This is a genomic window from Lysobacter fragariae (assembly GCF_054779775.1).
The window spans coordinates 281,752-307,931 of record NZ_BAAGXP010000002.1; the positions used below are offsets into that span (position 1 = coordinate 281,752).

23 protein-coding genes are annotated in these 26,180 nt (G+C 66.8%); 19 read left to right on the forward strand and 4 right to left on the reverse strand.

Going from position 1 to position 26,180, the window contains the following annotated elements:
* Positions 1-304: 304 nt before the first annotated feature.
* From ACYVD7_RS03910 to glnE, 11 genes are all read left to right on the forward strand, one after another.
* Positions 305-565: a hypothetical protein gene (locus tag ACYVD7_RS03910; RefSeq protein WP_460759305.1), complete on the forward strand. Its 261-nt coding sequence runs from the start codon at positions 305-307 to the stop codon at positions 563-565.
* Between the two features lie 324 nt (positions 566-889).
* Complete coding sequence (locus ACYVD7_RS03915) at positions 890-1,207, forward strand: hypothetical protein (RefSeq protein WP_460759308.1); 318 nt, start codon at positions 890-892, stop codon at positions 1,205-1,207.
* Positions 1,208-1,679: 472 nt separating this feature from the next.
* Positions 1,680-3,284 (forward strand): flavin monoamine oxidase family protein, encoded by a 1,605-nt coding sequence (locus ACYVD7_RS03920; protein ID WP_460759311.1) that lies wholly within the window; start codon positions 1,680-1,682, stop codon positions 3,282-3,284.
* Between the two features lie 578 nt (positions 3,285-3,862).
* Complete coding sequence (locus ACYVD7_RS03925; RefSeq protein ID WP_460759313.1) at positions 3,863-4,564, forward strand: HAD family hydrolase; 702 nt, start codon at positions 3,863-3,865, stop codon at positions 4,562-4,564.
* A 51-nt stretch (positions 4,565-4,615) separates the two neighbouring features.
* Positions 4,616-5,908, forward strand: a complete 1,293-nt coding sequence (locus ACYVD7_RS03930) for a hypothetical protein (RefSeq protein WP_460759316.1) — start codon at positions 4,616-4,618, stop codon at positions 5,906-5,908.
* 40 nt (positions 5,909-5,948) lie between these two features.
* Entirely contained in the window at positions 5,949-6,518 is a 570-nt protein-coding gene (locus ACYVD7_RS03935) for a uracil phosphoribosyltransferase (RefSeq protein WP_460759318.1), read from the forward strand.
* 80 nt (positions 6,519-6,598) lie between these two features.
* Positions 6,599-7,309: a nucleotidyltransferase family protein gene (locus ACYVD7_RS03940; RefSeq protein WP_460759321.1), complete on the forward strand. Its 711-nt coding sequence runs from the start codon at positions 6,599-6,601 to the stop codon at positions 7,307-7,309.
* A complete protein-coding gene (locus tag ACYVD7_RS03945; protein ID WP_460759323.1) occupies positions 7,293-8,429 on the forward strand; it encodes an HlyD family secretion protein in 1,137 nt (378 codons plus the stop codon). Before ACYVD7_RS03940 ends, ACYVD7_RS03945 begins: the two co-directional genes overlap by 17 nt.
* A gap of 12 nt (positions 8,430-8,441) precedes the next feature.
* Entirely contained in the window at positions 8,442-10,040 is a 1,599-nt protein-coding gene (locus ACYVD7_RS03950; RefSeq protein WP_460759326.1) for a DHA2 family efflux MFS transporter permease subunit, read from the forward strand.
* 561 nt (positions 10,041-10,601) lie between these two features.
* Complete coding sequence (locus ACYVD7_RS03955) at positions 10,602-12,023, forward strand: S8 family peptidase (RefSeq protein WP_460759328.1); 1,422 nt, start codon at positions 10,602-10,604, stop codon at positions 12,021-12,023.
* A gap of 83 nt (positions 12,024-12,106) precedes the next feature.
* Positions 12,107-14,935, forward strand: coding sequence for a bifunctional [glutamate--ammonia ligase]-adenylyl-L-tyrosine phosphorylase/[glutamate--ammonia-ligase] adenylyltransferase (glnE, locus tag ACYVD7_RS03960; protein WP_460759331.1), 2,829 nt, complete (start codon positions 12,107-12,109; stop codon positions 14,933-14,935).
* 65 nt (positions 14,936-15,000) lie between these two features.
* Here the strand turns inward: glnE and ACYVD7_RS03965 are convergent, their stop codons facing one another.
* From ACYVD7_RS03965 to ACYVD7_RS03975, 3 genes are all read right to left on the reverse strand, one after another.
* Positions 15,001-15,942 (reverse strand): hypothetical protein, encoded by a 942-nt coding sequence (locus ACYVD7_RS03965; protein WP_460759333.1) that lies wholly within the window; start codon positions 15,940-15,942, stop codon positions 15,001-15,003.
* Positions 15,939-16,265 (reverse strand): hypothetical protein, encoded by a 327-nt coding sequence (locus ACYVD7_RS03970; RefSeq protein WP_460759336.1) that lies wholly within the window; start codon positions 16,263-16,265, stop codon positions 15,939-15,941. Before ACYVD7_RS03970 ends, ACYVD7_RS03965 begins: the two co-directional genes overlap by 4 nt.
* A 168-nt stretch (positions 16,266-16,433) precedes the next feature.
* Entirely contained in the window at positions 16,434-17,408 is a 975-nt protein-coding gene (locus tag ACYVD7_RS03975; protein ID WP_460759339.1) for a mitochondrial fission ELM1 family protein, read from the reverse strand.
* Between the two features lie 98 nt (positions 17,409-17,506).
* On the opposite strand from ACYVD7_RS03975, the gene ACYVD7_RS03980 reads away from it, so the two are divergent.
* The 7 genes from ACYVD7_RS03980 (at position 17,507) to ACYVD7_RS04010 (ending at position 23,387) form a co-directional block, all read left to right on the forward strand.
* Positions 17,507-18,097, forward strand: a complete 591-nt coding sequence (locus tag ACYVD7_RS03980) for a malonic semialdehyde reductase (RefSeq protein ID WP_460759342.1) — start codon at positions 17,507-17,509, stop codon at positions 18,095-18,097.
* Positions 18,098-18,196: 99 nt separating this feature from the next.
* Complete coding sequence (locus tag ACYVD7_RS03985) at positions 18,197-18,793, forward strand: YceI family protein (RefSeq protein WP_460759344.1); 597 nt, start codon at positions 18,197-18,199, stop codon at positions 18,791-18,793.
* 36 nt (positions 18,794-18,829) lie between these two features.
* Positions 18,830-19,528, forward strand: a complete 699-nt coding sequence (locus tag ACYVD7_RS03990; protein ID WP_460759347.1) for a pirin family protein — start codon at positions 18,830-18,832, stop codon at positions 19,526-19,528.
* 271 nt (positions 19,529-19,799) lie between these two features.
* The gene (locus tag ACYVD7_RS03995) at positions 19,800-19,997 is read left to right on the forward strand and encodes a zinc-finger domain-containing protein (protein WP_460759350.1); all 198 of its coding nucleotides are present in this window, start codon (positions 19,800-19,802) and stop codon (positions 19,995-19,997) included.
* A gap of 90 nt (positions 19,998-20,087) precedes the next feature.
* Complete coding sequence (locus ACYVD7_RS04000; protein ID WP_460759352.1) at positions 20,088-21,200, forward strand: glycosyltransferase; 1,113 nt, start codon at positions 20,088-20,090, stop codon at positions 21,198-21,200.
* Entirely contained in the window at positions 21,172-22,485 is a 1,314-nt protein-coding gene (locus ACYVD7_RS04005) for an O-antigen ligase family protein (protein WP_460759355.1), read from the forward strand. Before ACYVD7_RS04000 ends, ACYVD7_RS04005 begins: the two co-directional genes overlap by 29 nt.
* Complete coding sequence (locus ACYVD7_RS04010; RefSeq protein ID WP_460759357.1) at positions 22,482-23,387, forward strand: lysophospholipid acyltransferase family protein; 906 nt, start codon at positions 22,482-22,484, stop codon at positions 23,385-23,387. Before ACYVD7_RS04005 ends, ACYVD7_RS04010 begins: the two co-directional genes overlap by 4 nt.
* Positions 23,388-23,569: 182 nt before the next feature.
* Here the strand turns inward: ACYVD7_RS04010 and lpxL are convergent, their stop codons facing one another.
* Positions 23,570-24,514 carry an LpxL/LpxP family Kdo(2)-lipid IV(A) lauroyl/palmitoleoyl acyltransferase gene (lpxL, locus tag ACYVD7_RS04015; RefSeq protein WP_460759360.1) on the reverse strand — a complete coding sequence of 315 codons (945 nt, stop codon included), beginning with the start codon at positions 24,512-24,514 and terminating at the stop codon, positions 23,570-23,572.
* 347 nt (positions 24,515-24,861) lie between these two features.
* On the opposite strand from lpxL, the gene waaA reads away from it, so the two are divergent.
* Positions 24,862-26,160, forward strand: a complete 1,299-nt coding sequence (gene waaA / locus ACYVD7_RS04020) for a lipid IV(A) 3-deoxy-D-manno-octulosonic acid transferase (protein ID WP_460759362.1) — start codon at positions 24,862-24,864, stop codon at positions 26,158-26,160.
* Positions 26,161-26,180 lie beyond the last annotated feature (20 nt).

A 26,180-nucleotide genomic window follows, 5' to 3' on the forward strand; every position in this document is an offset into this window, starting at 1 on the left:
GGTGCATGGCGCCGGGGCCTCGGCCGCCAATCCGCAAACACGCAGGATTCCAGGCAAGGCGCTGCGCATGATCCTGCTTGTGGACGCCCCCCTAGGTAGCGGCGCGGTGGTGAAAATTCTTCAGGGCGGAAATTCCTTCGAGATCCCGATCGAGGATTCGGAGACGATCCAATTCGATGTCATGTGACCGATAAATCCGTGTGTGTCGGGCGGCAGCCCGGGTAAGCGCGGCGCCTCGGGAGTTGGCACGCGGCGGCGGCGCACAGTGACGCGTTGAGCCGTTCGCGACCGGAGGGAGGCCGCGGTGCTGCCTTCAGCCTGGCCACTGCATCGCTACACGCGCAACAGGAAAAGCCCCGCAGTGATGCGGGACGTTCTGTTCGCAGGCAGTACGTTGTTGGCGGCACGCCATGCGCGCATTGCCTTCAAGGATTCCGCCATCCTTTGCAAATTCGGATGCGATACGGAAGGTCGGTTGCCCGCGCTGCATGAATTGGCGCGACGCCATGCACGCGTTGCCTTGCAGGCGCTGAATACGCACAAGTCCTGCCATGCGATGCCATGACGACGTCGTGCGTTGCACCGTCTGTCGGAAGCGCAACGCGCAGTGACGTTAGTCACACCACTTCCGGCACTGTAATCGCGACCGCCAGAAGTGGAATAACAACATTGCCGACGCAGCGCGTTGGCGGTCCGCAGGGGATGGTCCCTTACGGGTCGTTCCAGGAGTGCATGGCGAACCGCGCGAGCCCCTTCCCCTTGTTCCACGGCAGCATGCAGGCGTTGAAGTTGAACGCGTCCATGCCGCCATCGCCGTCAATCGCGTATCAACGTCGTGCATCGGTTTGATCGAGGGCGTCCTCCGGGCGCCGCAAACGAGGACACCGAGATGAAACGCAAGTTGATGACAACCCTGCTGCTCGCGCTGGTCGCGGGCGCCGCATCCGGCGCGGCCTCCGCCGGTACCCCGCCGGGTGCTTCGCTGGCCCGCGCCGTTGGCATCACCGAGCACGAAGTCCGTGCGCTGATGGGCTGGTCGCCGCTGACCTACTACGAGTTCCGCCAGGATCATTCCCGCACCGCGGCCAAGATCATCCGCAAGCTGGGCCAGGAACGTTATGACGCGCTGATGGCCGGAAAGCCGGTCCTGATCGAAGGTGAAGAGAACGGACGCCGCGTGGCATACGAAGTTCAGCTGGAACGTTGAAGTCCAGTTGGAAGTTGAACCCGGCATTTTGCGTGGCGGCCCACGCCACGCAATGGAGGTTGCCGGTGATGGTCGGTCAATCGGGGCGGCACTGAGTCGTGACGACTTCACGTCGAAGCGGCTCTTGCCGTCCCTCGTGTGTTGCCGGCCCGATGAGTTGAAAAACCAGGGCGGGCGTAGGTGGCGTGCAGGGCGCCACGCCCACGTTCGTTGACTGCATTGCTTGCTGGCACCGTTACCAGCGGGCGTGTTCGCGCCGAAGCAGCTTTTGGGGAACGGGCCCCTCGCACCCCCGTGTTGCCGGCTGTCCCCGATATCGCCGGATTGGCGTTTTCCGTTATGGCGAAAGTAGATGGCGCTGCCTTGGGGCATGGCGCTACGGGATGTCCGCGTTGGGGCAATCCGCGCCGTTGTTGCTTGCTGCGGGCGTTTTGCCGGCAAAAGGCTTGACCTCACGGATGGAAGGGGACGGATGGCACGCACTCAGCTTTTCGCGCTGCTGCAGCGCGCCGCGCGCATCGCACGCGCATCCACGCATGCGGACGCGCCGCTGGATGAATTCCTTGAGCAGGGCCGCGCCCTCCGCGTCGATGACACGCGCCGGCGCCTGCTGCAAGGCGCGGGAGCGGGGCTGGTGCTCGGCGGTTGCGCGCAGCTGCCACGTCCGATGACGCCAGCGGGCGAGGAAGTCGTAATCGTCGGCGCCGGCATCGCCGGACTCACTGCTGCGTGGCGCCTGCGCCAGGCGGGTGTGCGCGTGCAGGTGTACGAAGCGCAAGGGCGGGTGGGCGGGCGCATGCCCAGCCTGCCCGGACACTTCCCCGGACAGCAGGCGATCGAGCTGGGCGGCGAGCTGATCGACACCGACCACACCCGCATCCGCACGCTGGCGACCGAGCTGGGACTGGTGCTCGACGACCTGCTCGAAGGCGATGGCGACATCGATACCTGGTATTTCGACGGCCGCGCCGTGGGCGAACGCGAGATCGTCGAAGCGTTCGTTCCGGTCGCCAGGGCGATCATCCGGGATGTCGAATCGCTCGGCGATGGCGACCTGGACCAAAGCGATGCGAACCCAGCCTTCGTCGCGCTGGACAAGTTATCGATCGCGCAGTGGCTGGGTCGCAACGGTGTCGACGGCTGGCTGCGCAAGCTGCTGGATGTTGCCTACACCACCGAAATGGGCCTGGAGATCGACCAGCAGTCCGCACTCAACCTGCTCACCTTCATCGGCACCGACGATCCGGATGCGTTCCGCATCTTCGGCGTCAGCGACGAACGCTTCCACGTACGCGGCGGCAACGACCTGATCCCGCATGGCCTGGGCGATCGACTGTCCGACGCGATCCACGGCGGCCACGCGCTGGAAGCCATCAGCGCGCGCGGCAGCGGCTATGCGTTGTCGTTCCGCAAGGACGGTGCTTCCAGCGAAGTGCGGGCCCGCCACGTCATCCTCGCGCTGCCCTTCACCCTGTTGCGCGACGTGCGCATCGATGCCGACCTGCCCGATCGCAAGCGCAGCGCCATTGCGAACCTCGCCTACGGCACCAACGCCAAGCTGATGATCGGCTTCGACAGCCGGGTGTGGCGCACCCATGGTGCGAATGGCGCGTCGATGAGCGACCTCGCCTTCCAGACGACGTGGGAAACCACGCGCAAGCAGGCCGGAACCGGCGGCGTGCTGACCAATTTCACTGGCGGTCGCCACGGCGTCGAACTGGGCGAAGGCACCGCGAAGCAGCAGGCCGATGCCGCGGTCGCCGCGCTTGACCGCGTGTTCCCCGGCGCCGCCGCCGCGCGCACCGGTGCACGTGAAGCGCGCATGCACTGGCCATCGCAGCCGTGGGTGCGGGGCAGCTACGCCTGCTTCCGCCCGGGTGACTGGTCGACCCTGCGCGGCGTGATGGGCGAGGCTGTCGGTGGCCTGCACTTCGCCGGGGAACACTGCGCGCTGGACACCCAGGGGTTCATGGAGGGTGGCTGCGAATCGGGCGAGACCGCGGCGCGTGAGGTTCTGGCGCAGTTGGGTCTCGTTGCCCGGGCGTTTCCGCGACTGATCCGGGCCCGCGCGACCTGATCGTGAACCTTGGGCCCAAGCCCACGGTTTGTGGGCAGCAGTGAACGGCAGCAGCCTCGCGCCCTCAGTAAGGACTCGATCCGCGAGCCAACCGGCCCCGCGTATGAGCAGCGCCAACCTGTCGGCCCGGACTGCGGCTGGAGGGTGATGTCTCGCGTCTTGCTCAGCGACGACCAGGTCCTCATCCACGACGTGGCCGAGCGCTGCCCTAACTCATTGCCGCGCAATGAATTCGAGAGGCGCTTGCGGTTCTCTTCTCCGAGTTGCCGCAGCCGGCGAAGCTCGACACGCCCCTGAGCAACTTCACTTGGTAGGGCTAGGTGGAAGCGGGTTCACCACGACCTGATTGCATTGGATCTCGACAAACAGAGATCGCACCGGCGAAAATATCCCGACGCGGCGGGACGTTGCTTTGCGGTCGCGGATATCAGCATGCTGCTTTGCCTCCTTGTGGTTGGTTCAACCACACATGTTGAAGCGGGTGGTCTCTCGTTACACAGGACTGGATGCAGTGCTTGCCACTGCACGCGGAATGCTGTCGTCCGCCCAGATCCACTTTGTCAAAAGGAACATGACTCATGAAAAAACCCCTTTTCATCTTCGACTACGACGGCACGCTTTGTGACACGCTCGAGGCGATTTCGGGTTCACTGCTTTCGACATTCGCGGAATTCTCCAGCTCCGTGCCGGCGCAGGACGACATTTCGCGACTGATCGGAACCGGAAAGACGCTCCAGGAAACGATCAACGAGCTGCGTAGTACCGAAGAAGGTGCGTTGGATGACGATGCGCTCAAGCAGTGGGTCGGCTTCTATCGACAGCGTTACGCCGAACACGGCGAATCCAAGGTGACGCTCTTCGACGGCGCGAAAGAAACGCTTTCCAGCCTGCGTGAAGTGGGCGATCTCGTACTGCTCAGCAACAAGGGAATCGAGGCCGTGGAAGGTTCCCTCAAGCGCTTCGACATCCGCAGCTACTTCAGCCTGGTGCTCGCGGAAGAGCCGGGACAGCCCAAGAAGCCCGACCCCGCGGTTTTTGCCAATCGCATTGCGCCGGTGTTCGTCGGCGTTCGCGCCGAAGACTGCATTGTCATCGGCGACACCTCCGCGGATCTCGAGTTCGCTCGCAACATCGGCGCCACGGCGTGCTTCGCCGAATACGGGTTCGGCGAACGGTCTTCCTGCGATGCCGTCGGATACCAGTTTGCGTTTTCGCACCTGAGTCAGCTCGCCGACCGCTACGTCGAGGAGCACCCGTTCGAATTGGTCGAGGCCGACTAAGCGAGGACACAGGGACGGGTCACACGGATACGACATGGCAAGGAAGCTGAAATGAATGCCCACGCGAAAACGGGGCGCGATGTTCCATTGCAGTCGGGAGCTGCCGCACCGCGGCTTCCGGTCTTGCATGCCGTGGGCGGAGCAATCGGAACCGGCAGGGCGGAATGGCTGAAACCAGAGCCGCCCTTCCTGCCGCAGCTGTCCAACCTGTCCCGCGTGTTTCCGGTGGTCGATGCGTTTCGGGCAGAGTTCAATGAGTGCGTCGATGCGGCATTCGAGCACTTGTTCCACTCGCGTCCCTTCCTGCGATCGCTGGCGCCCGCCCCACTCTGGCGGTTGGCGCTGAGTGCGCAGCGCTACGGCGCGATCTACTTCCTGGGCCGCCGCGATGCGGCGGGCGCCGCCGAGATGGCGCGCGATTGTCCGGAGTTGCTTGATGCGCTGGGGCGGGAACTCTCGACCGATCAGCTGACCAATCGGCTATTCAACTTCGCGATCTGCGCTTGGATCCATGGCCGCGCCGACCGCAGGCGTTACTCCCCGATCAGACTCCCGCGCAACGGCATGATGGCCCGGGACCGCAACGCGGTTTTCGTGAACCGGAGGAACTTCGATGGCATTACGCCCGCCGATGTCTTCGACTGCGGCGACGCGCTGTACGACCTCCACGACTTCGTCCATTACCTGTGCGCCTGCATCTCTCCGGAGTTGTACGGATGCAAGTACTTCGGCCCGTTTTCCAAGCTGGAGCGGGATCTGCAGGCGCTGATTCGCGACCACCGTCATCAGGATGAAGCCCCGACGTTGTTTGGCGACAGCCTGATGTTCCGACAGCTATCGCTGGGGCTCTTCGATGCTCTCCAGCACAAGGGCGAATCCGACCGGCAACTCGTAGAAGCGATCAGCCTGGAACTCGCACGCTATCTGCGTGCCGAAACCGGACTGTTGCAGCCGGCAACCGGGCGGGTGGTGCATGCGCCGCATCCCCTGGACGTGCGTTCGCTGGCCGCCCTGAGCCAGAACAAGGCCTACGAGCACACGGCATCGGAGTGCGAGGAGCTCGTGTTCGTACGCGGCGCGCCTTCTGCGCCCGACACGCTGTCGCCGCATGGCACCGCCGAGCGCATCGCATTGATGACGCGGCTACCGATGCAATATCACGAGCGCAGGAACTACTTGCGACACCGTGCACACAAGCGCGCCTATCTGCTCCACGCCCGTCACCTCAGACAGTCCTGTGCCGACGACACGCTGGACGCGGGAATACTCGACATGGTCATCAACAACCTGACTTTCGCCGACTACCTCGCAGGTTCGCGCCTCGACCTGTTCGAGCAGCTTTAGGTAATCCACGGGCGCGACGCCCCAGCACGGAAAGATCACGATGCATATTCATCTGGTGGATATCCCCGAAATCGCGACGACTCTGGAGGAGTTCAGCTCCCCGGACTGCAATCAGTTGAACGCACAGCGACTCATCGCCGACATGGGTTCCACCCTGGGCCAGCGGATCAGAAGCCAATCGGTCGCGTTTGATTACCTGTGCCCCATCCTCAGGGCCGGATTGCCGCTGGCGGTGGGGATCAGCCGGCATTTTCCCGAAGTTGCCGTGGCGCCGATCCATGCCAAGCGGCTGACCAATGCCCAGACGATCGCGGTGGAGCGGATCGCCGCGATCCGCGACGACAGCACGTTGCTGCTCGTGGACACCATTGCGGCAACCGGCGGTACGCTGGCGACGCTCGGTCGCCTGCTGAAGGAAGAATGGGAAGGGTTGCGATTGCTGGCTGCCGTTGGCTACGCGTCGCCTGAAGCGCTGGGCAGGCTGGAGGGAAGCGGTGTGTTCGACACGATCTGGGTCGGACGCGTCGCCGATGGCGTCGATGCCCAGGGGTATCTGTTTCCCGCCACCAACGGAGATGCGGGCGACAAGATGTTCAGAGGCATGTTCTGAACATGGAGAGGCGCTCGCTGCACGCACTGACGGACTGGCCGGTTGCCGGTTCGAACGGTGCGCAAGTCACCGTCGGCGCATTGCTGGATGCGTTCGCCTCCGCCGGACACGAGGCCTACGTCTGCGGCGGTGCGGTGCGCGATGCGCTTGCAGGAGACGACATCAACGATGTCGATATCGCCGTCGGTGCGGCGTTGCCGCGGATCCGCGAGGTCACCGCACAGTTATTGGGCGAAGACAGCACCAGCGCGTATCTGCCGCGTTTTGGCGTGCTGAAAGTCGGACCCGACGGTCACGGAATAGACATCGCCATGCTGCGCACGCCGGACGACGTGTCGGATGCGCGAACGTTGTCCGAGGTCGTCTATTCGCGCATTGGCACGCTGGAGCAGGATGCGCGCAATCGGGATCTGACGATCAACTGCGGCTTCTGGAGCCATCGCCACGGCTTTATTGATCCTCTGGGATGCACGGAAAGACACATCCTGGAGCGCGAGTTCGAGATTTCTGCCGACACGAGAAAAGTAGCGATCGATCCGCGCCTGAGCTTCCGCTGCCTGCTGTTCCAGGCGCGCGGATATCGGATGCGGCCGGATGCACGACGTCACATCACCGCGCGGCTGGGCCCGGACATGCTCTCGTTCGCCGACGGACTCCACGACTACCTGCACACCCTGGTCCGAGGATCGACGGACACGGCCGCTGCTATCTGTCGCGCGGCAGACGGGCTGGTCGAACCGGAGGTCGCCGCACAACTGGCCGAGGCGTGCGCACATGTCGGACGGAAGTAGCACCCCTGGTGCCCGCGCGGAACCGCGCATCGATTCGATTTCCAACGCGCGGCGCAAGCGGCAGGCCACACTCGTCCTCAGCGCAACCGCGATCGTCGCGATCGCTGCCTGGATGTATGGGAGGTACACCAATCTCGTCCTGGATGACGCGCGATTCATGGGCTTGCCAGCCCTGCTTGCCAGCCCCTGCGATTGCAGCGTTTCCGCCGTGCTGGCCACGGAAGCGTCCAGGTCCACTGCCGGCACCACGGTCGTGGTTCTGGATTCGGAAGAACTGGAGTACTCGCTGGTTGAAGCGCAGGCCCGGGTTGACGCCGCGCAGGCGACGGTTGCGCGCCTGACGCAGGAAATAGTCGCGCTCAAGGGCGAGGTTCGGCGCGAAGCGCTCAGCATTTCCGCCGACGCAGCGAGTGCCGGCGAGGCACTGGACATCAGCGCCGAGACGCTGGAACTGAGCGAACACAAACTGACGCGCGCGCGTCAGCTGCTGGCCGATCAGCTGGTGTCGCGCAGCGACTTCGAACGCACAGAGGCGGAATTGCTGGAGGCACGCCGGGCCCACAACTCTGCCAGCATCCATGCGCGTCAATCGCTCATCGAGCGCGGACGCGCCAGCGAGAGTGCGGCGCTCATCGCGGCCCGGGGGATGGAACTTCAGGAGCGTCGAGCCGAGCTGCGTGCCCTCGGGGCGCGGGTATCGCAGATCCGATCGCAGCTCGCGCGGCGTCGTGTCAGATTGCCCTTTGATGCGACGGTCGACCGCGTGTTCGTCCATCCGGGCGACCGCGTGATGGAGGGACGTCGGCTCATGCTCGTACACGATCCCAGGGCCGTCTACCTGGAGGCCAACATCCAGGAAACCGACCTGCGGTATGTCCACGCCGGCATGAAGGTCGCCGTCAGCGTGGATGGGCTTCCCGATCGGGATTTCGAGGGCGTGGTAAAGGCCGTGGGCACGTCGACAACCAGCCAGTTCGGATTGTTGCCGGCGACAGCCCCGAATGGAAGCTTCGTAAAGATCGTCCAGCGGATTCCCGTCCGGATCGCCGTACGCGTGCAGGAAGGACTGCTTCGTCCGGGCATGCAGGCCGAAGTGCGCATTGCGCGTTCGATCCTGTAGCAGTCGAATTCCATGTCGGGCCAGGCATCCGGGCAAGTCACGAACGCGCATCGGGCGGGCTACGTCTGCCTCGCCATCGCCGTGACGTTTCCGCTGGTCGTCGGTTTGACGATGGCCAACGTCGCCCTCCCTGCCATCATGCTTTCGATGGGCATGCGGCTGGAGCAGGCGCAGCTGCTCAGCAGCGGCACCCTGCTCGCCGCCACGATCAGCGCGCTGGGCGCCAGCCATGCGTGGAAGCGGTTCGGTCCGCGAATAACGGTGACCAGCGCCCTTGGCATCTTCCTGCTGGGAAGCGTCGTCAGCGCGAGCGCACTGTCGCCGGAGATGCTGATCCTTGGTCGCATCGCGCAGGGCGCGGCGGCTGGCTTCATGCAGCCGTTGTCGCTGTTGCTGGTGGCGCCACTGTTCCCGCCGGATCGACGCGGCACGGCCATGGGGCTGGTAGGTATGGGCATGCTGCTGGCACCCGCAGTAGGGCCCATCTATGCCGGCTGGATGGTCGATCAGTTCGGGTGGAGAGCCATGTTCCTCTCGCTTTGCCCGTGGTGCCTGGCTTGCCTGCCTTTCGCGCGCCGGATGTTGTCCGGCGCCGGCGGACGAACCGATGATTTCGATTGGTCGGGGCTGCTGTTGCTGACCACCAGCCTGGGCTGCGCGATGGCGAGTCTCGCCTTGCACGCGCAGGACGCGAAGACGATGGCGGATCTGCTGCTGGGAACCAGCCTGATTGCCGGAACGTGCTTCACTGCCCGGCAGATACTCAATCCGCAGGCTCTGATCAGCCCAGGCCTGTTCGCCAGGATCGACTTCAGCTTCTGCTGCCTCGTACTGCTGGTCCTGGGCTTCGGCATTTTCGGTTCGGTGCTGCTTGTTCCGCTGTTCCTGCAGACGGTCGCCGGCTTCACGCCTGCGGCGGCTGGCTCTGTGCTGCTGCCTGCAGGGATCGCCATGGCCCTGGCGTCTCCCGTGTGCGGTCACGCCTGCGATCGGTGGTCGCCAATCGCCATGCTGTCGATCGGCCTGGCGTTTTTTTCGCTTTCGTCGTTCCTGCTGGCCGCCACGGCGGCGACTGACAGCACCTCGGTCTGCTTGTGGGTGATGCTCGGCCGCATCGCACTGGCGATAATATTTCCAGCGATTTACGCGCTCAGCCTGTATGGCCTGCCCGCCGCAGAACTGCCGCAGGGATCCAGTGTCGTGAACTTCATCCGCCAGTTGGGCGGTGCCTTCGGCACGGCGCTACTCGTGGTCGCCATCGGGCATCAGGAAGCGCAGTGGGTCGTGTCGTTCCAGGACGGAGCCCTGGCCGATGCAAATGTGCTGGCGGCCCAGGCCACGCTCGCCGAAAACGTTGCTTCGTTGGTTCATGCCGGCGACATGGGCGGCACGACTTCGGCCCTGCTCGGCGTGGAAGTGTTGGCGACGGCGCGCGCGCAGGCCTTCCGCGACCTCTTTCTCATCACCGGATGGATATTCGCGGCCTGTGCCGCGCTGGCGCCGGTTCCCGCCCTGTGGATCCGGGCGCGGATGCAGCGACAGGCGGCTACCAGGGAGGCCTTGCAGAGCGCGGCGTCGCTCCAACTGAGGCCGTGGAGAAGGAGCAGCTGAAGCTGCCTCTAGCTACGTCAATAGATCAAGTGAACGCCTGGCCTTTTGGCGGGGCTCTTTCATTTGCGCTGGGGAGGGATGCTCGCGAGAAGCTCACCGCCTCATCTGCATCCCGTTGACCAGAGTTCTGTACGACCGAATTTCGCCAGAGTCCGCGCATCCGGCACAAACTTCGCCTTGAGCCCAGCCTGGGGCGATTCTTGAACCGCCAAGTATTGTTTTGCACTGCAGCGTGCAAAAGCAATAACGCTTCCTTCACGATCGGCCCGCATCCCGACGTGGGGGAGGGAGCAAAGCCCGCTACCGGTTACGACCGTTAGCGGGCTTTTTTATGTCCGCAGCTTTTGTCCGGTGTTTCTGCGGCCAGCGCGCTGCAGCGGCGCGTCGCCCAGGTTTGCGACGGAGCGCGATGCCGCGTTCTTTTCGCCGGCGCCCGCGCCCCTGCAAGCCACACGCAGGCGGATTGCTGCGCTGCAGCGAGCAGTGCTCGACGGGTTAACCCTAAGCTGCGCGTCGCGTGACGCCCGTCACGTTTCCGACAACTCCAGGATCATTCCCCCAATGAGCAAACTCCTTCCGGCCCTCGGCTTGGCCGCAGGCCTGTGCGTCGCATCGCTTTCCACCCAGGCGGCTCCGGGTCGCTACCTGGTCGTGTTCAAGGCCGACACGTTGCCGGCCGACGCCGCTGCACGCGTGACCGGCAAGGGCGGCAACCTGGCGCGCGCGTTCCAGCAGATCGGCGTGGTGTCGGTGACGGGCGATGCCGCCTTCGCCGCGCGCATGGCCAAGGATCCGTCGGTGCTGTCCGTGGGGCCGGAACTGGCCTTCGCCGCCCCGGAAACGCTGCTCACCCCGCTGTCCGAAACCGACGCCAACGTCGAAGCCGCTCCCACCGCTGCCGACAACCTCTACGCCGCCTACCAGTGGGACATGCGCCGCATGGGCGCACCGGCCGTCTGGGCACGCCTGCCGGTCGCGGCAACCGCGCCGCGCGTCGCCGTGCTGGACACCGGCGTTATGGATGACCATCCCGACCTCGTCGGCCAGGTCGATACCCGCGTCTCCACCAGCTACTGCAACACTGCGGGTGGCGCCAACGGCTCGGCGAGCTATCCGATCTACGCCAGCCTGATCGATTTCGACGTCAATCCGGACGTTTGCACGCCCGTCGCGCCGAACTACCAGACCCACGGCACGCACGTCGCCGGCACGATCGCCGCGAAGTTCGGCGGCGGCCGCGTCGTCGGCCTAGCACCGGACGCCAAGATCGGCGCGTACAAGGTGTTCGACCGCCTGCGCTACACCGACGCCACCGGCACGCACGACGTGGTGAGCGGCTTCGATGGCCCGATCTTCGCCGCGATCATCCAGGCCACGCAGGCCGGTTATGGCGTGATCAGCATGAGCCTGGGCAGCCACATCGAACACGCAGGCAAGGACGGCGCCGCGTCGTGGCATGCGTGGGATCGCGTCGCCAAGTGGGCCAACCGCGCCGGCGTGGTGATCGTCTCCTCGGCTGGCAATGACGCGGTCAATGCCAACGGCAAGATGGCGCACATCCCGTCCGACCTGCCCACCGTGGTGAATGTCTCGGCGACCGGCAGCAGCAACCTGGTGGTGAGCGGCGGCGTGCTGAAAGCGGCGCCGGGTTCGGACGTGCTGGCGTTCTACTCCAACTACGGCGCCGCGGTGGACGTGGCCGCACCGGGCGGCGACTGCGGTCCGAACGAATCCGTGTGCCAGGCGCCGTACCTGATCCTCAACACGATCATCCAGTCAAATGGCACGCCCTGGTACGGCTTCCTCGCGGGTACGTCGATGGCGACGCCGCACGTCAGTGCGGTCGCGGCGTACGTGCGCAGCATCCATCCGGGCTGGTCGCCGGGCGAAGTGCGTTCGTGGCTGAAGACCACCGCGCAGCCAATCGGCAGCCGCCAGGCGTTCGGTGCGGGCATGGTCGATGCGGATGCCGCCGCGCGCTGAGCGGCCGTTCCATCCGTAGTACCGGAACGGGCGGCGCGAGCCGCCCGTTTTCGTCGGCCGTCCCGATAGGGTCTGCATCGCGCATGACACAATCGCCCGCGATGACCGACGCGACCCTCCATCAGCTCGCCACGCGCGCGCTGCAGCGCCTGCGCACTGCTTCCGCGACCTGTGCCGCATTGGTGGACGATCCGGCGACGGCAACCCGGCTGCAACGCCTCGCCATCACCAGCGACTTCGCCATCGACACGCTGGTGCGCCAGCCCGAGCTGCTGCCGCGGCTGGTGGCCGATAGCGCGACACCCATGCCGGCGCCGCGACTCACGATCGAGAACCGTACCGACTGGCCGGCACTGCTGCGCCGCCATCGCACCGCCGAATCCACGCGCCTGGTGTGGCGTGATGTGTTCGGGCTGGATGACGTCGACGACACCCTGCGTGGCGCGACGTTGCTGGCGGAAGCGTGCCTGGAGATCGCGCTGGCGGCGCTGGAACAGGACCATGCGGCGCGCCACGGCGTCATCCGCGACGTCGACGGCAACGCGCAGCGCCTTGTGGTGTTCGGGCTCGGCAAGCTGGGCGGCGGCGAGCTCAACTTCAGTTCCGACATCGACCTCGTCTACACCTACGAGGCCGATGGCACATCCGACGGCGCACGCCCGCTGGCCGCGGAGACGTATTTCGCCCGGCTCGGGCAGCAGCTGCACAAGCTACTGGACGAAGTCACCGCCGACGGCTTCAGCCACCGCGTCGACCTGCGCCTGCGGCCGTACGGCAACGCCGGCCGCGTGGCGTGGTCGTTCGCGGCGATGGAGCAGTATTTCCAGCAGGAAGGTCGCGACTGGGAGCGCTATGCCTGGCAGAAGGCGCGGCCGGTTGCCGGCGACATCGCGGCTGGCGAACGATTCCTGGAAACGCTGCGCCCGTTCGTCTATCGCCGCTATCTGGATTACGGCGCGCTCGATGGACTGCGCACGATGAAGGCCGCGATCAGCGCGGAAGTGGCGCGCAAGGAACTGGCTGACGACATCAAGCGCGGTCCCGGCGGCATCCGCGAGATCGAATTCCTCGTGCAGGCCTTGCAGCTGATCCGTGGCGGTCGTGAACCGCAACTGCGCGAGCGCCGCTTGCAACCGGCGCTGGCGCGGCTGGTGGAAGCGCACCACGTCACCGAGGAAACCGGCGAAGCGCTGGCGCAGGCGTACCGGTTCCTGCGTCGCATCGAGAACCGCCTGCAGATGCTGCGCGATGCGCAGACCCACGCATTGCCCGAACGCGACAACGATCGCGAACGCATCGCCGCGGCGCTGGGGCATGCCGACTGGAACGCGCTGCTGGCCGCGCTGGACACGCATCGCGCGCGCGTCACCGCCGAATTCGAATCGCTGCTCGCGCCACGCCGGCAAGCGGCGGCGCCGGATGCGCTCGATGCGTACTGGCGTGCGCTACCGGACGCCGGTGATGCCGCGGTGCTGGTCAATGCCGGATTCGATGAGGCCGACCAGGTCGACGGCCTCCTGCGCGACCTCGCCCGCAGTCCCAACGTGAGGACACTGTCGGACGCCGCGCGTGCGCGCCTGGATCGCGTGTTGCCGGCGTTGCTGCAGGGCGCGGCGGGTTCGCAGCAACCGATGCTGGCCTTGCGGCGCCTGCTGGCATTGCTGCAGAATGTGTTGCGGCGAAGTGCGTACCTCGCCCTGCTGGATGAGCAACCCGCTGCGCTGCAGCGCCTCGTCGACGTGGTATCGCGCAGCGCGTTGTTGGCCGAGCGGCTGGCGTCGCATCCATTGCTGCTCGATGAGCTGCTCGACGCACGCGTCGCCGGTCCGTTGCCAGGTCGCGAGGAATTGCGTGCGCATTGCATGGACGTAGCCGGCAACGACGACGCCGAAGCCACGCTGCAGGCGCTCAATGAAGTGCGGCAGGCGCTGAGTTTCCGCATCGCCATGGCCGTGCGCGACCGTCGCCAGTCCGCGGGGGACAGCGCGCGGCAACTGGCGTGGCTGGCCGATGGGGTGATCGGACGCGTGCTTGCGCTGGCCGCGCACGAGGTCACCGCGGCGCATGGCGCCATCGAAGGCGCGCGCTTCGCCGTGCTCGGCTACGGCAGCCTCGGTGGTGAGGAACTGGGCTTCGGTTCCGACCTGGACCTGGTGTTCCTCTACGACGCACCGCGCGGCAGCGACGGCAGCGAATCGCATTCCGACGGCAAGCGACCGCTCGACGCCACGCGCTGGTTCGCGCGCCTGGCGCAGAAGATCGTGGCGTTGCTCGGCGCGGTCACGGCGGCGGGACGCCTGTTCGATGTCGACGTGCGCCTGCGCCCTGACGGCGCCAAGGGACTGCTGGTGTCGTCGTTGGCGAGCTTCAGCGACTACCAGCGTGAACGCGCGTGGACGTGGGAGCACCAGGCGCTGGTGCGTGCGCGCGGCGTCGCGGGCGATGCCGGCCTGTGCGGCGACTTCGAGCGCGTGCGCGCCGACACGCTGGCGCGCCAACGCGAACGCGCGCAGGTGTGCGAGGACGTAGTGGCGATGCGGCAGCGCATGCGCGCCGAACTGGATCGCAGTGACGCGGCGATGTTCGACCTCAAGCAGGGCGAAGGTGGACTAGTCGACCTGGAATTCCTGCTGCAGGCGTTGGTGCTGGCCAGTGCCAACGCCCACCGTGGGTTGCTGCTGTCACCGCGCAACACGCCGGGGTTGATCGAAGCGCTGGCGCGGGCCGGGCTGCTGGATGCCAACACCGCTGCCGCGTTGCATGCCGCGCACGCGACGCTGCTGGCGCGCGGGCTGGAGTGCACGCTGGATCGGCGGTCACGGCGGGTCGCGGCGGATGCGACGGTCGACGCCGCGCGGGAAGCGATCCGCGCGGCGTGCCAGGCGCAAGGGCTGGCTTTCGGCGAGCCGTAAACTCCTTTGCAGCCCTTCTTGGCCTGGAATTAGCGCCGGTCCGGCGGCAGGCCCTTGTCGTACCCCTATCGCTTTGGCTGCGGCTCGGTTGATTGTGCAGCGCAGATCTTCGCGATGCGTTCGACTGCGGCCATGTCGGTCGCCGACTTGGACGCGACGGCCAAGGCGTTGAAGCAGCTCGTCGACGCGGTTGCCTGCTCCGTGTAGGCGTGCTCCAGACCGCGCGAGATGTTCTGCGACGCGACACCAGTAGCGAATATCTTTCCCAGTCGGCTGGCAACCTGGCTGGTACCGGCGTCGGCCTTGGCGTTGAAGCTGCCGAACACCGAATACGAGTCGCCTTGCGTCGAGCCGCCGATCTCGTTTGCAAGCGTGGCAAACCGACTGGACTGGTTCTCGACTTCCCGCTCCCGCTTGGCGACCAGCTGACGGGCATTTTCCAGGGCTAGTTCCGCGGCACTGTGTTTCTCATCGAAGGATGCGAGGGTCGCATTGTCTTCGTCCGAAAGCGCTGTCGCGTCGGGCGATCCGGCGGAAATCGCATCGTGTTTCCGGCGGGCATCGTCATGCCGGGCGATGAGTTCGCTGCGTCGCCGTTCCGCTGTGCTTACCTCACCCTGCGCGGAAAGCAGGTCGGACTTGGCTTTGTTGAGGTCCCCGGCGATTTCGGTCAGCTGCCGGGTCTTCTCGCGACTTTCGTCCGCCGACAGGTCGCTGCTGGCCTTGCCTGAGTGGGCGCTCCCCGAGATCACCTGCACGCCGTAGATGGGGCCATCGCATGCCATGTCGGAGCGCTGGTCGCACGGCCTTGCAACCGCGACCGGCACATACGCCGCATCCACCTGCTTGTAGCCCAGGTTGAAGCCGATGCCCGGGGACTCCGTCGACGTGGTGCTGACATCCAGGCCGTAGGACACTTTCGACACGTACACCAGCGGCGCCTGCTGCAGGCTGGCGCAACCGGTAACGAGCAATGGAACAAGGACGACGCATCCAATCGTTTTCATTTTCCTTCCCCTGGTTCTACGCATATCCGTGACGGAGGGATTCCGCCGCGTTCGAGAATTCCGACGAGTTCGGCCGCCTGCGCGGGCGTGTTGCCGAGCAGGACCACCTGGCAATGCGTGTCGCCATTGGGCGCGAACAGCGCGACCTGGCGCAGCCGGCCCACGGTGAGGGAATTGGGTGTCGCGAAAACGCCGAAGCCGCTGCTGCGGATGGCGATGGGGTAGAGGGACAGCTGCTCGACGCGAGTGCCGAACAGGCCGCGCGCGGTAATGCGGCGTTCCCCGGAATCGACGGTGACCGTGGCGCAGCCGCCCAGCGCCATGGCCAGGGTGGCCAGTGCCAGTCGTGGGAATCGTGCTGTCCGCGATCCGTGCATGCGCTGTATCCCTGCGCTGGTGAGTCTGCGTCCCGCCGTTGCCTTGCCTTGATGCTCCTCCCGCCGAACCGCGGACGTCAAGCGCGGTCGCAGGGCGCGGAGATCAGCAGGTGATCATGCCTGCAGCCGCTGACGCACCAGCGCGGCGACGCGCGCGGTCTCGCGCAGCGGCGTTACCGCGTAGCCATCCAGAGCATCGTCGCACGCATGCACTCGACCGCTGGCGATCAGGGCGTTGACGAAGCGCCGCGGCCGCCCGCTGATGCGCGGCACGCCGGCGGCGAACACGGGGGCGTTGGTCGCGGCGGCTTCGGAAAGCATGTTCACCGAATCGGCGGTGCAGATGATGCGATCCGCCCAGCCAAGCAGGCCCGGATAGGGATTCACGCCATCGCCGCCGTCGCACCAGACCACGCCGGGAAATTTCCCCAGTCGTTCGCGCAGCCGTGCATGCGCAGCGATCGGCGTGCGTCGTGACGTCGTCGCCAGGATGCTGCCACCGTCGCGCTGCAGGCGCGATTCGAGCCAGCGCAGGAAGTCATCGAATAGCCGGTCGTCGAACGCGGCATGCGCACTCGGCCCGCCCAGCAACAATGCCGTACGTGGCTGCGGCAGCGCCGCGAAGGCGGCGAACGCGCTGCGTGCGGCCGCCAGCCACAGGTCGTCGACCGGATTCAGGCTGCCGGTGAGCGTGATGACATTTTCGCCATGCAGGTCGTCGTGCGCCGGTGCGATGACGAGGTCCCAATGCCGCGTGTCTATGCGCGGATCGAGGATCTGCACCGCCTGCGCGCCGCGCTGGCGCAGCAACCGCGTGGCGAGTGCGGCCTGGCGACCGCAGCCGATGGCCAGCATCGGGTCGGACGCCGCGGATTCCGCGCCGCGCTGGGCCAGCAGCTGGGCGAATGCGTCGCCGAACGCGCCCGCGGCGCCCGGCAATGCGCGTGGTGCCGCCCAACGCCACGGTGCGCGCGGCGCCAGCGTCCAGTCGCGCGCGGACGCGGCGAGGGCGGTGGCGAGCGCCTGCGCCTGCCGCACGTTGCCGGCATGGCCATCGCTCAAGGTCCAGATGCTGGGGCTTTGTTGCATGGGGACGTAGGTCCGTTCCGGTGCGTATGCATGTGGTTTGACGCGGCAGACTCTACACTTCCCGCCCTTGGCCGAACCCGGCCCCAGGAGATTCGTTGATGCATCCGAGCCTGTCGGCCGACGCCCTCGACCAGCTGTTCCGCACCGCGCGCACCCACAACGAGATCGGTGGCGAAGTCAGCGATGCGCTGATCCACCAGCTCTACGACCTGCTCAAGTGGGGGCCGACCACGGCCAACTCCTGCCCGGCGCGGTTCGTGTTCGTGAAGTCGAAGGAAGGCAAGGAAAAGCTCGGCGCCGCGCTGGACCAGGGCAACCACGCCAAGACCATGGCCGCGCCGGTGACGGTGATCGTCGCGTACGACATGGCGTTCTTCGAGAAGATGCCGTACCTGTTCCCGCACACCGATGCGAAGTCGTGGTTCGACAGCAAGCCTGAATCGGTGATCGAGACGATCTGCCTGCGCAATGGCAGCCTGCAGGGCGCGTACCTGCTCCTGGCCGCCCGCGCGCTGGGCCTGGATTGCGGGCCGATGTCGGGTTTCGACAACGCCAAGGTCGACGCGGCGTTCTTCGCCGGAACGACGTGGAAATCCAACTTCCTGGTCAACCTGGGCTACGGCGACGCGTCGAAATTGTTTCCCCGTTCGCCGCGCCTGGCCTTCGACGAAGCCGCGATCATCGCCTGACGCGAAACTTTCCGCCCCTTTCGTGCCTCTTGTGCACACCCGCGTTGAAACGCTGCAACCAGCCATCAACACTCATCCCCCACTACAAGGAGTAGACCCATGTTCAAGCCGTTGATCCTCGTTTCCGCCCTGCTGCTGGCCGGCAATGCCGTCGCCGCGCCGGTGTCGTACAAGATGGACCCGAACCACACCTCCGTCGTCGCCAGCTGGAACCACTTCGGGTTTTCCAACCCGGTTGCCAATTTCGATGCCGTCGATGGCGTGATCGTCTATGACGCCGCCAACGTCGGTCAGTCCTCGGTCAAGGTCACCATCCCGTTGTCGGGCCTGGACGCGCACGTCGCGGCCTTCAACGAACACCTGCGCAGCGCCGATTTCTTCGACGCCGAGAAGTTCCCGACCATCACCTTCAACAGCACCAAGGTCGAAGCCGCCGGCGACAACAAGCTGCGCGTGTCCGGCGACCTGACCGTGCACGGCGTGACCAAGCCGGTCGTGCTGGACACCACCATCAACAAGCTGGGCGTGCACCCGCTGGGTAAGCGCGAAGCCGCCGGCTTCAGCGCCACCACCACCATCAAGCGCACCGACTTCGGCCTGGGCCTGTACGCGCCGAACGTGAGCGATGACGTCACCATCTCCATCACCACCGAGGCGATGGTGCCCAAGCCGGAAGGCGAAGGCGAAAAGAAGTAACCACGCACCACTGAAGCAAGCAGCAAGAAGGTCCCCGTGATCATCGAGCGACCCGCAAGCGCGCGCGGCCAAGGCCGCGCCGAATGGCTCGACAGCCGCCACACGTTCTCGTTCTCGCGCTATTACGATCCGGCGTGGATGGGATTTGGCGCGCTGCGGGTGATCAACGAAGACCGCGTCGCACCCGGCGCGGGCTTCCCGGCGCATCGCCACGCCAACATGGAAATCCTCAGCTACGTGCTGGAGGGTGAACTGGCGCATCGCGACGACAGCGGCGGCGGTGGCGTGATCCGCGCCGGCGAGCTGCAATGGATGAGCGCCGGCCATGGCATCGAGCACAGCGAGTACAACGGCAGCGATACGCAGCCCGTGCACTTCCTGCAGATCTGGATCCAGCCCGACCGGCTCAACGCGAAGCCCGCTTACGCGCAGCGCGCACCGCTGACCGCCGCCGACGACGGGCGCTGGGTGCTGTTGGCATCGCCCGATGGCGCGGAAAGCAGCATCGCCATCCGCCAGGACGCGCGGTTGATGGTGGCGCGGCTGGCGCCTGCATCGCAGCTGGAGCGCAACCTCGACCCCGCACGTCGCTACTGGCTGCAGGTGGCGCGCGGCGCGGTACGCGTGGCCGGGCGCGAACTGTCGGCCGGCGACGCCCTCGGGTTTGTCGAAGAGGGCGTGCTGGTCATTGCGGCCACGGAAGCGGCGGAAGTGCTGCTGTTTGACTTGCCGTAGGGCGGGTCTCGACCCGCCGCAGGGAGCCCGATGGATAGTCGCCGCGGCGAATCCTGCTTCGCCCCGGTCACGTTGCCTTCGCGGTAGCGCCGATAGCGGGTGCGGGCGGGTGCCGACGGCGGGTCGAGACCTGCCCTACGCCATCCCTGTGTGGCAGGTCGAGATGTGCACGATGCGGTTCCGGCGCATCCGTAATGCCAACCCGCATCCGTGCGGCGGGTCGAGACCCGCCCTACAATGGCGGCCCCAAGCATTACCGTCGCATTTCGCCATGACCGCAGCCCAGGACCACCCCACCCAGGCCAACGCCGAGCAGCGCTACGTCGTCGGCCGCGCCGACCTGCCGCTGAGCTGCCCGCTGCCGTCGATGGCGCTGTGGAATTCGCATCCGCGCGTGTACCTGCCGATCGAAGCCGAGCGCGAGTGCAAGTGCCCGTACTGCGGCGCGTTGTTCGTGCTGGAAGATTGACGCACCAACCGTGCGTGGAACCCGCCGTTTGAGCCGCACGCACTGGCAGGATTCCGGTTCCATCCGTTTTGAATGCGGGAGCGCGCGCCGATGCGCTCCCTGACCGTCGTCCAACTGCTGCCCGCGCTGGAATCCGGTGGCGTCGAACGTTCCACGCTGGAGATCGCGCAGGCGCTGGTCGAAGCCGGCCATCGCGCGATCGTCGTTTCCGCGGGCGGCCGACTGGTGCCCAAGCTGCAGGCACTCGGCGCACAGCACATCGCCCTCGACATCGGTCGCAAATCGCTATTGACCTTGCGCCACGTGCGCACGCTGCGCGCGTTGTTCGCGAGCGAGCGCGTGGACATCGTGCACGCACGCTCGCGCCTGCCGGCGTGGCTGGCGGTGCTGGCGCTGCGCGGCATGGCCGCAAGCAGGCGACCGCGCTTCGTTACCACGGTGCATGGGCTCAATTCGCCTTCGACCTACAGCGGCGTGATGACGAAGGGCAAGCGTGTGATCTGCGTATCGCAGACCGTGCGCGACTACGTCGTGCAGCATTACCCGCGCACCGCTGCGGACAAGTTGCGGGTGATTCCGCGTGGCATCGATCCGGCGATGTTCCCGCAGGCATCGCAACCGGATGCCGGCGCGCGGCACTGGGCCACGACGCTGCATCCGGCCTTGGCAGGCGAGGGCCCCCTGCTGCTGCTGCCGGGTCGCGGCACGCGGCTGAAGGGCCATGCCGATGCGCTTGCGCTGCTCGCGCAGCTGCGTCGCGACGGCAGCGACGCGCGCCTGTGGCTGCCCGGTGCGCGCGAAGCCGGTCGTGAGGCCTACATCGCCGAGCTGGAGCGCGAATGCACGGCGCTGGGCATCGCGGCGGTCGTCGCATTCACCCCGCCCACCGACCAGATCGCCCGTGCCTACGCCGCCAGCGACCTGGTCCTGCAGCTGTCGCGCAAGCCGGAAGCCTTCGGCCGCACCGTCATCGAGGCACTGTCCGTGGGTCGCCCGGTGCTGGGCTGGGCACATGGCGGTGTCGGCGAACTGCTGGTCCAGTTGCAGCCGCAGGGGGCGGTCGCGCCCTTCGATGCCAACGCGCTGGCGTCCCGCGCACACGCGTTGCTGGCGCAACCACCCGCGCCGCCGGCTACCATTCCCCACACGCTGCGCGCGATGCAGGAGAACACGCTTGCCGTCTACGCCGAACTTGCTGACTGAACACGGCGACACCGCCGCAGGCTGGCGCTGGGCGCCGGCTTGGGTGCTGGGCTTCGTCGCGCTGTGGCCGGCGCCGGGTTATGCCGAGGCCGTGCTCGCGCTGGGCGCGCTGGCGGCGATCGTCAAACTGCTGCTGTCGCGCTTCCGCGGCGGCGCGCAGCTGTTGAGCAACCAGGCCTGGGCGCTGACCAGCGTGCTGTTCTGCGCGTACTGGCTGCCGGAACTGGTTTCCGCGTTCGACAGCATCGACCGCGCGCATTCCTTCGCGCAGACCGCGGAAGACCTGCGCTACCTGCCGTTCCTGTGGCTCGCTGCGTCCGCTGTGGCGAACGAGCGTGGACGCCGCCTCACGTTCGGCGGCCTGGCGGTGATCGTTGGCGTGTGGACGCTGGACGCACTGGCGGAAGTGGTCTTCGGCACCAGTCCGCTGTTCTTCGGCATCGACGCGCTCAAGCACGTCATCAGTCACAAGGCGATGTGTCCCCCGGCGGAAATCCTGGAAGCTAACCGCCTCAGCGGCGTGTTGGGACCGTGCAACCTCAAGCTCGGCCAGGTGCTGGCGAGCCTGTCGCCGTTCGCGCTGTATGCGGCCGGGCGTCGCTTCCACACGGTCGGCTGGCTGCTCGCCGCGGCGATGGTGGGCGTGGTGCTGCTGCTGACCGGTTCGCGCGCGTCGTGGATCACCTACGCGCTCGTGCTGGCGGTGTCGGGCTGGCGCCTGCTGGGGTGGAAGAAGCTCGTGGGCGTGTTCGCCGCGGGTGCCGTCGCGCTGGTTGTGTTGACCTTCACCGCGCCGCAGGTGCGCGATCGCATCGAACGCACCACGCACGCGCTCAGTGGCGATGAGCAGGGCGTGGACACCGCATTGTCCGGTCGCGCGCGCATCTGGGGAGCGGCCGCGTGCATGGCACGCACGCATGCGTTCAACGGCGTAGGCGCGCGCGGCTTCCGCGAAGCCTTCCCCGCCTGCGATCCGGATCCCACCAAGCCGCCGGCATGGGGCGCGGGCCCGGCCTTGCACGCACACCAGATCCTGCTGGAAGTACTGAGCGAAACCGGCGGCTTCGGCCTGCTGCTGTGGTTGGCCGGCGTGGCGCTGGCGTGGCGCGCATGGCGTTTCGCCGACGAAGCGGCCCGCGACAACGCACGCCCGGCGATGCTGGCGTTGGCGGCCACCGTATTCCCATTCAACACGCACCTCGCGTTCTACTCGACGTTCTGGGGCGGGCTGACGCTGCTGCTTGCCGCGCTCTACGCCGGCAGCCTGCTGGCGCGCAGTCGATGACCCAGCGCGAAGCGCCGCGCTGCTGGCTGATTCCTGCGTTGAATGGTGTGGCCGCGCTGATCGCGCGGCTGCCGCAATCGGTGCTGCTCGGTCTCGGCGGCATGCTCACCATTGTGTTGTGGCCGCTGCTGGGCAAGCGCAAGCACTACGCGCGGGTGAACATCGCGCTGTGCTTCCCCGAACTCGATGCCGTCGCGCAGCGCAGGCTGCTGCGCGCGAACATGCGCGCGACGATTACCGGTGCGCTGGAGCTGCTGCGCGGCTGGTACGCGCCGTCGTCCCGGCTGCGTGGCGTAGTCGACATCGTGGGCCTGGAACACCTGCGCGCCGCACGCGCCAGCGGTCGTGGCGTGCTGCTGTTCACCGGACACTTTCCGCACTCCGAGCTTGGCGGACGCCTGTTGTGCGAGGTGCTGGGCGAACCGATCAATGTCGTCGTGCGCCCCAACAACCATTCCTGCATCGAACGATTGCTCGATGGTGCGCGTCGTCGCGTGTTCGCCAATACGATCGCCAAGAAGGACACGCGCGGGCTGATGCGCACGTTGGCCAAGGGCGGTGTGGTGGCGTATTCGGCCGACCAGAATTTCAACTACCAGAGCGCGTTCGTTCCGTTCTTCGGCGTGCCTGCGGCCACGCTCACCGCGACCGGCGAACTGGTGCGCCGGGTCAACGCGGTGGTGTTGCCGTACTGGTTCCAGCGCGACGCCGACGGCCGCTACCGACTGCAGATCGATGCGCCGTGGCCGAATTGGCCCAGCGACGATCCCGTCGCCGACGCCGCGCTCTACATGCGTGAACTGGAAAGCGTCGTGCGCCGCCACCCCGAGCAGTACCTGTGGGTGCACCGACGCTTCAAGACGCGACCGCCGGGCGAAGCGGATGTGTACCGGCGCCGGTGAGGTTGCGTCGGGCCTTGTCGTCCTGAACGCAGTGAGGGATCGGCCCGCGACTCAGTCGCAACATCGGAGTTATCGATGCCGCGCCGGCGGCTGCTAATGCCGAGCTGCGGAGTGCACGAGGCCCCGACTTGGTCGGAACATCGGAAATGGTCGATGTCCCGCCACGGGCAACGCGACCCACTTCAGCGGTACAACGCCCCGCGCCCATCCGGCTGCCGCTTGAAGCGGCGATGGATCCACAGGTACTGCGCTGGCGCATCGCGCACCATCGCCTCGATCGCCGCCATCACCCGCGCGGTGTCCGCGGTGGCGTCCTTTGACGGGAACGCCTCGAACGCGGGTGACAGGCGCAGCGTGTAACCGCCATCGTCACGGCGCACGTGGGCGAAGGCGAGCACCGTCGCACCGGACAATCGTGCCAGCTGGTGCGTGGACGTCAGGCTGTACGCGGGCCGGCCGAAGAACGGCACGAACACGCTCTCGCCGCGACGCGTGTCCTGGTCCGGCGCGAACCACAGCAGGCCTCCGGATTTGAGGTGCTTGAGCGCAGGTCGCAGCTCCTCGCGCCCGAACATTGCCGTCGCGTAGCGCAGCCGCCCGCGCTTCACCGACCACTCCATCACGCCCTGGTCATGCGGACGGTACATGCCAGCCAGCGGGGCGTAGTCGCACATCAGGCGGGCGGAGATTTCCAGCGTGGTGAAGTGACCGGAAACCACTATCACGCCGCGACCGTTCGCACGCGCGGCTTCCAGGTGCTCCAGGCCTTCGACCTGCAGGCCATGGCGCAGCGCGGCGACATCGCCCCACCAGGCGCGGGCGAATTCGAACAGGCCGATGCCCAGTTCGGCGAAACAGCGACGCAGCAGCGCATCGCGCGCGGCGGCGTCGAGTTCGGGAAAGCACAGCTCGATGTTGCGCGCGGCGACGAAACGCCGCTTCCGCAGCATCACGCGCAGCAATGCACCCACGCCGCGACCGAGCATGCGCTGCAGCGGCCACGGCAGTCGCGCCAGCAACCACGCGCAGCCGATGCCCAACCAGCCCGGCCAGGTGCGCGGGCCGCGTGGCGCCGGTCCGGGGTTGTTGGGCCCGATGGGCGCGGCGGGGTCGAGATGGTCGGCCATGCGTGCAGTTTAGCGGGGCCGACCCTCGACTCAGTTGGAGCATCGGAACCATCGATGCCGCGCCGGCGGCCGGAAATGCCGAATTGCGGGCTGTTTGCCGTCAACACCGCACCGGCCCTCGACTCAATCAGAGCATCGGAACTATCGATGCCGCGCCGGCGGCCGGCAATGCCGAACTGCGGGCTGTTTGCCACCAACGACGCACCGGCCCACGACTCAATCAGGACACCGGAACCATCGATGCCGCGCCGGCGGCCGGCAATGCCAAGCCGCGGACGCCTTGCCATAGCCCGAGCAAATCGCACCACCCCAACCCCATCCTCCCCACGGATCGCTATCCTTCGCCGATGCCCGCAAAGATCGACCTGTTCGAACGCCCGCTCCGCGTCCTGTATTCGGTCGCGCTGTATCTGCTCGCGCCGATCACGATCTACCACCTGATCTGGCGCGGCTTCCGCCAGAGCGCGTACCTGCAGCGCTGGCCTGAGCGCTACGCCGTGTATCGCGACGCGCCGCACGCGCGGACGTTGTGGGTGCACGCAGTGTCGGTGGGCGAGGTCAACGCCGCGTTGCCGCTGGTGCAGGCGCTGCGTCGCGGCCGGCCCGACCTGCGCCTGCTGGTCACCACGATCACGCCGACGGGTTCGCAGCGCGTGCGTGCGCTGTGGAAGGACGAGGTCGAACATGTCTACCTGCCCTACGACCTGCCGGGCGCGGTCGGCAGGTTCCTCGACCACTACAAGCCGATGGCCGCGCTGATCATGGAAACCGAGCTGTGGCCGAACCTGCTGTTCGGCTGCCGCGACAGGAGTGTGCCGACCTACATCCTCAACGCGCGGCTGTCGGCGCGGTCGCTGCGTGGCTATCAGGTACTCGCGCCGCTGGTGTCGCGCGCACTGCGCACGGTACGCACCGTTGCCGCGCAGACGCACGCGGACGCGAGGCGCTTCATCCGCCTCGGGGCGGCGCCGGAGCAGCTGCTGGAAACTGGCAACCTCAAGTACGACGTAAGCATCGCGCCCGCGGTCGCGGAATTCGCGCAGGAATGCCGCACGCACTGCCACGGTCGCCCCGTATGGATCGCGGCGAGCACGCACGAGGACGAGGAAGCCGCGGTCATCAGTATCCACCGACGCCTGCGCGAACGCTTTCCCGACCTGCTGCTGCTGTGGGCACCGCGCCATCCCGAGCGTTTCCGTGCCGTGGCGGAGCACGCCCGCACGTCGGGTTGGCAGGTGTCGACGCGATCGCGCGCGCGCTGGCCGCAAGCCGGCGATGCGTTGTTCGTTGTCGACACGCTGGGCGAGCTGGTCAACTTCTACGCCTGCGCGGACGTCGCCTTCGTCGGCGGCAGCCTGCAGGCGATCGGTGGCCACAACCTGTTGGAACCCGCTGCCAGCGGCACCGCGATCGTGACGGGTCCGCACCTGCATAACTTCGCGGAGATCGCCAGCAAGCTCGAACACGCCGGTGCGTTGCGCATCTGCGCCGACGCCGACGCCGTATCCGCGGCACTGGCCGAACTTCTCGCTGATCCGCAGGCGCGCGAAGCCATGGTGCAGGCCGGCCATGCACTGGTTGAAACCGGCCGCGGCGCGCTCGCGCGGACGATGGCGCTGCTGGAGCCGGTGTTGCGGAGCGGTTGAAGCTGCGTTCGGTTCCCGGT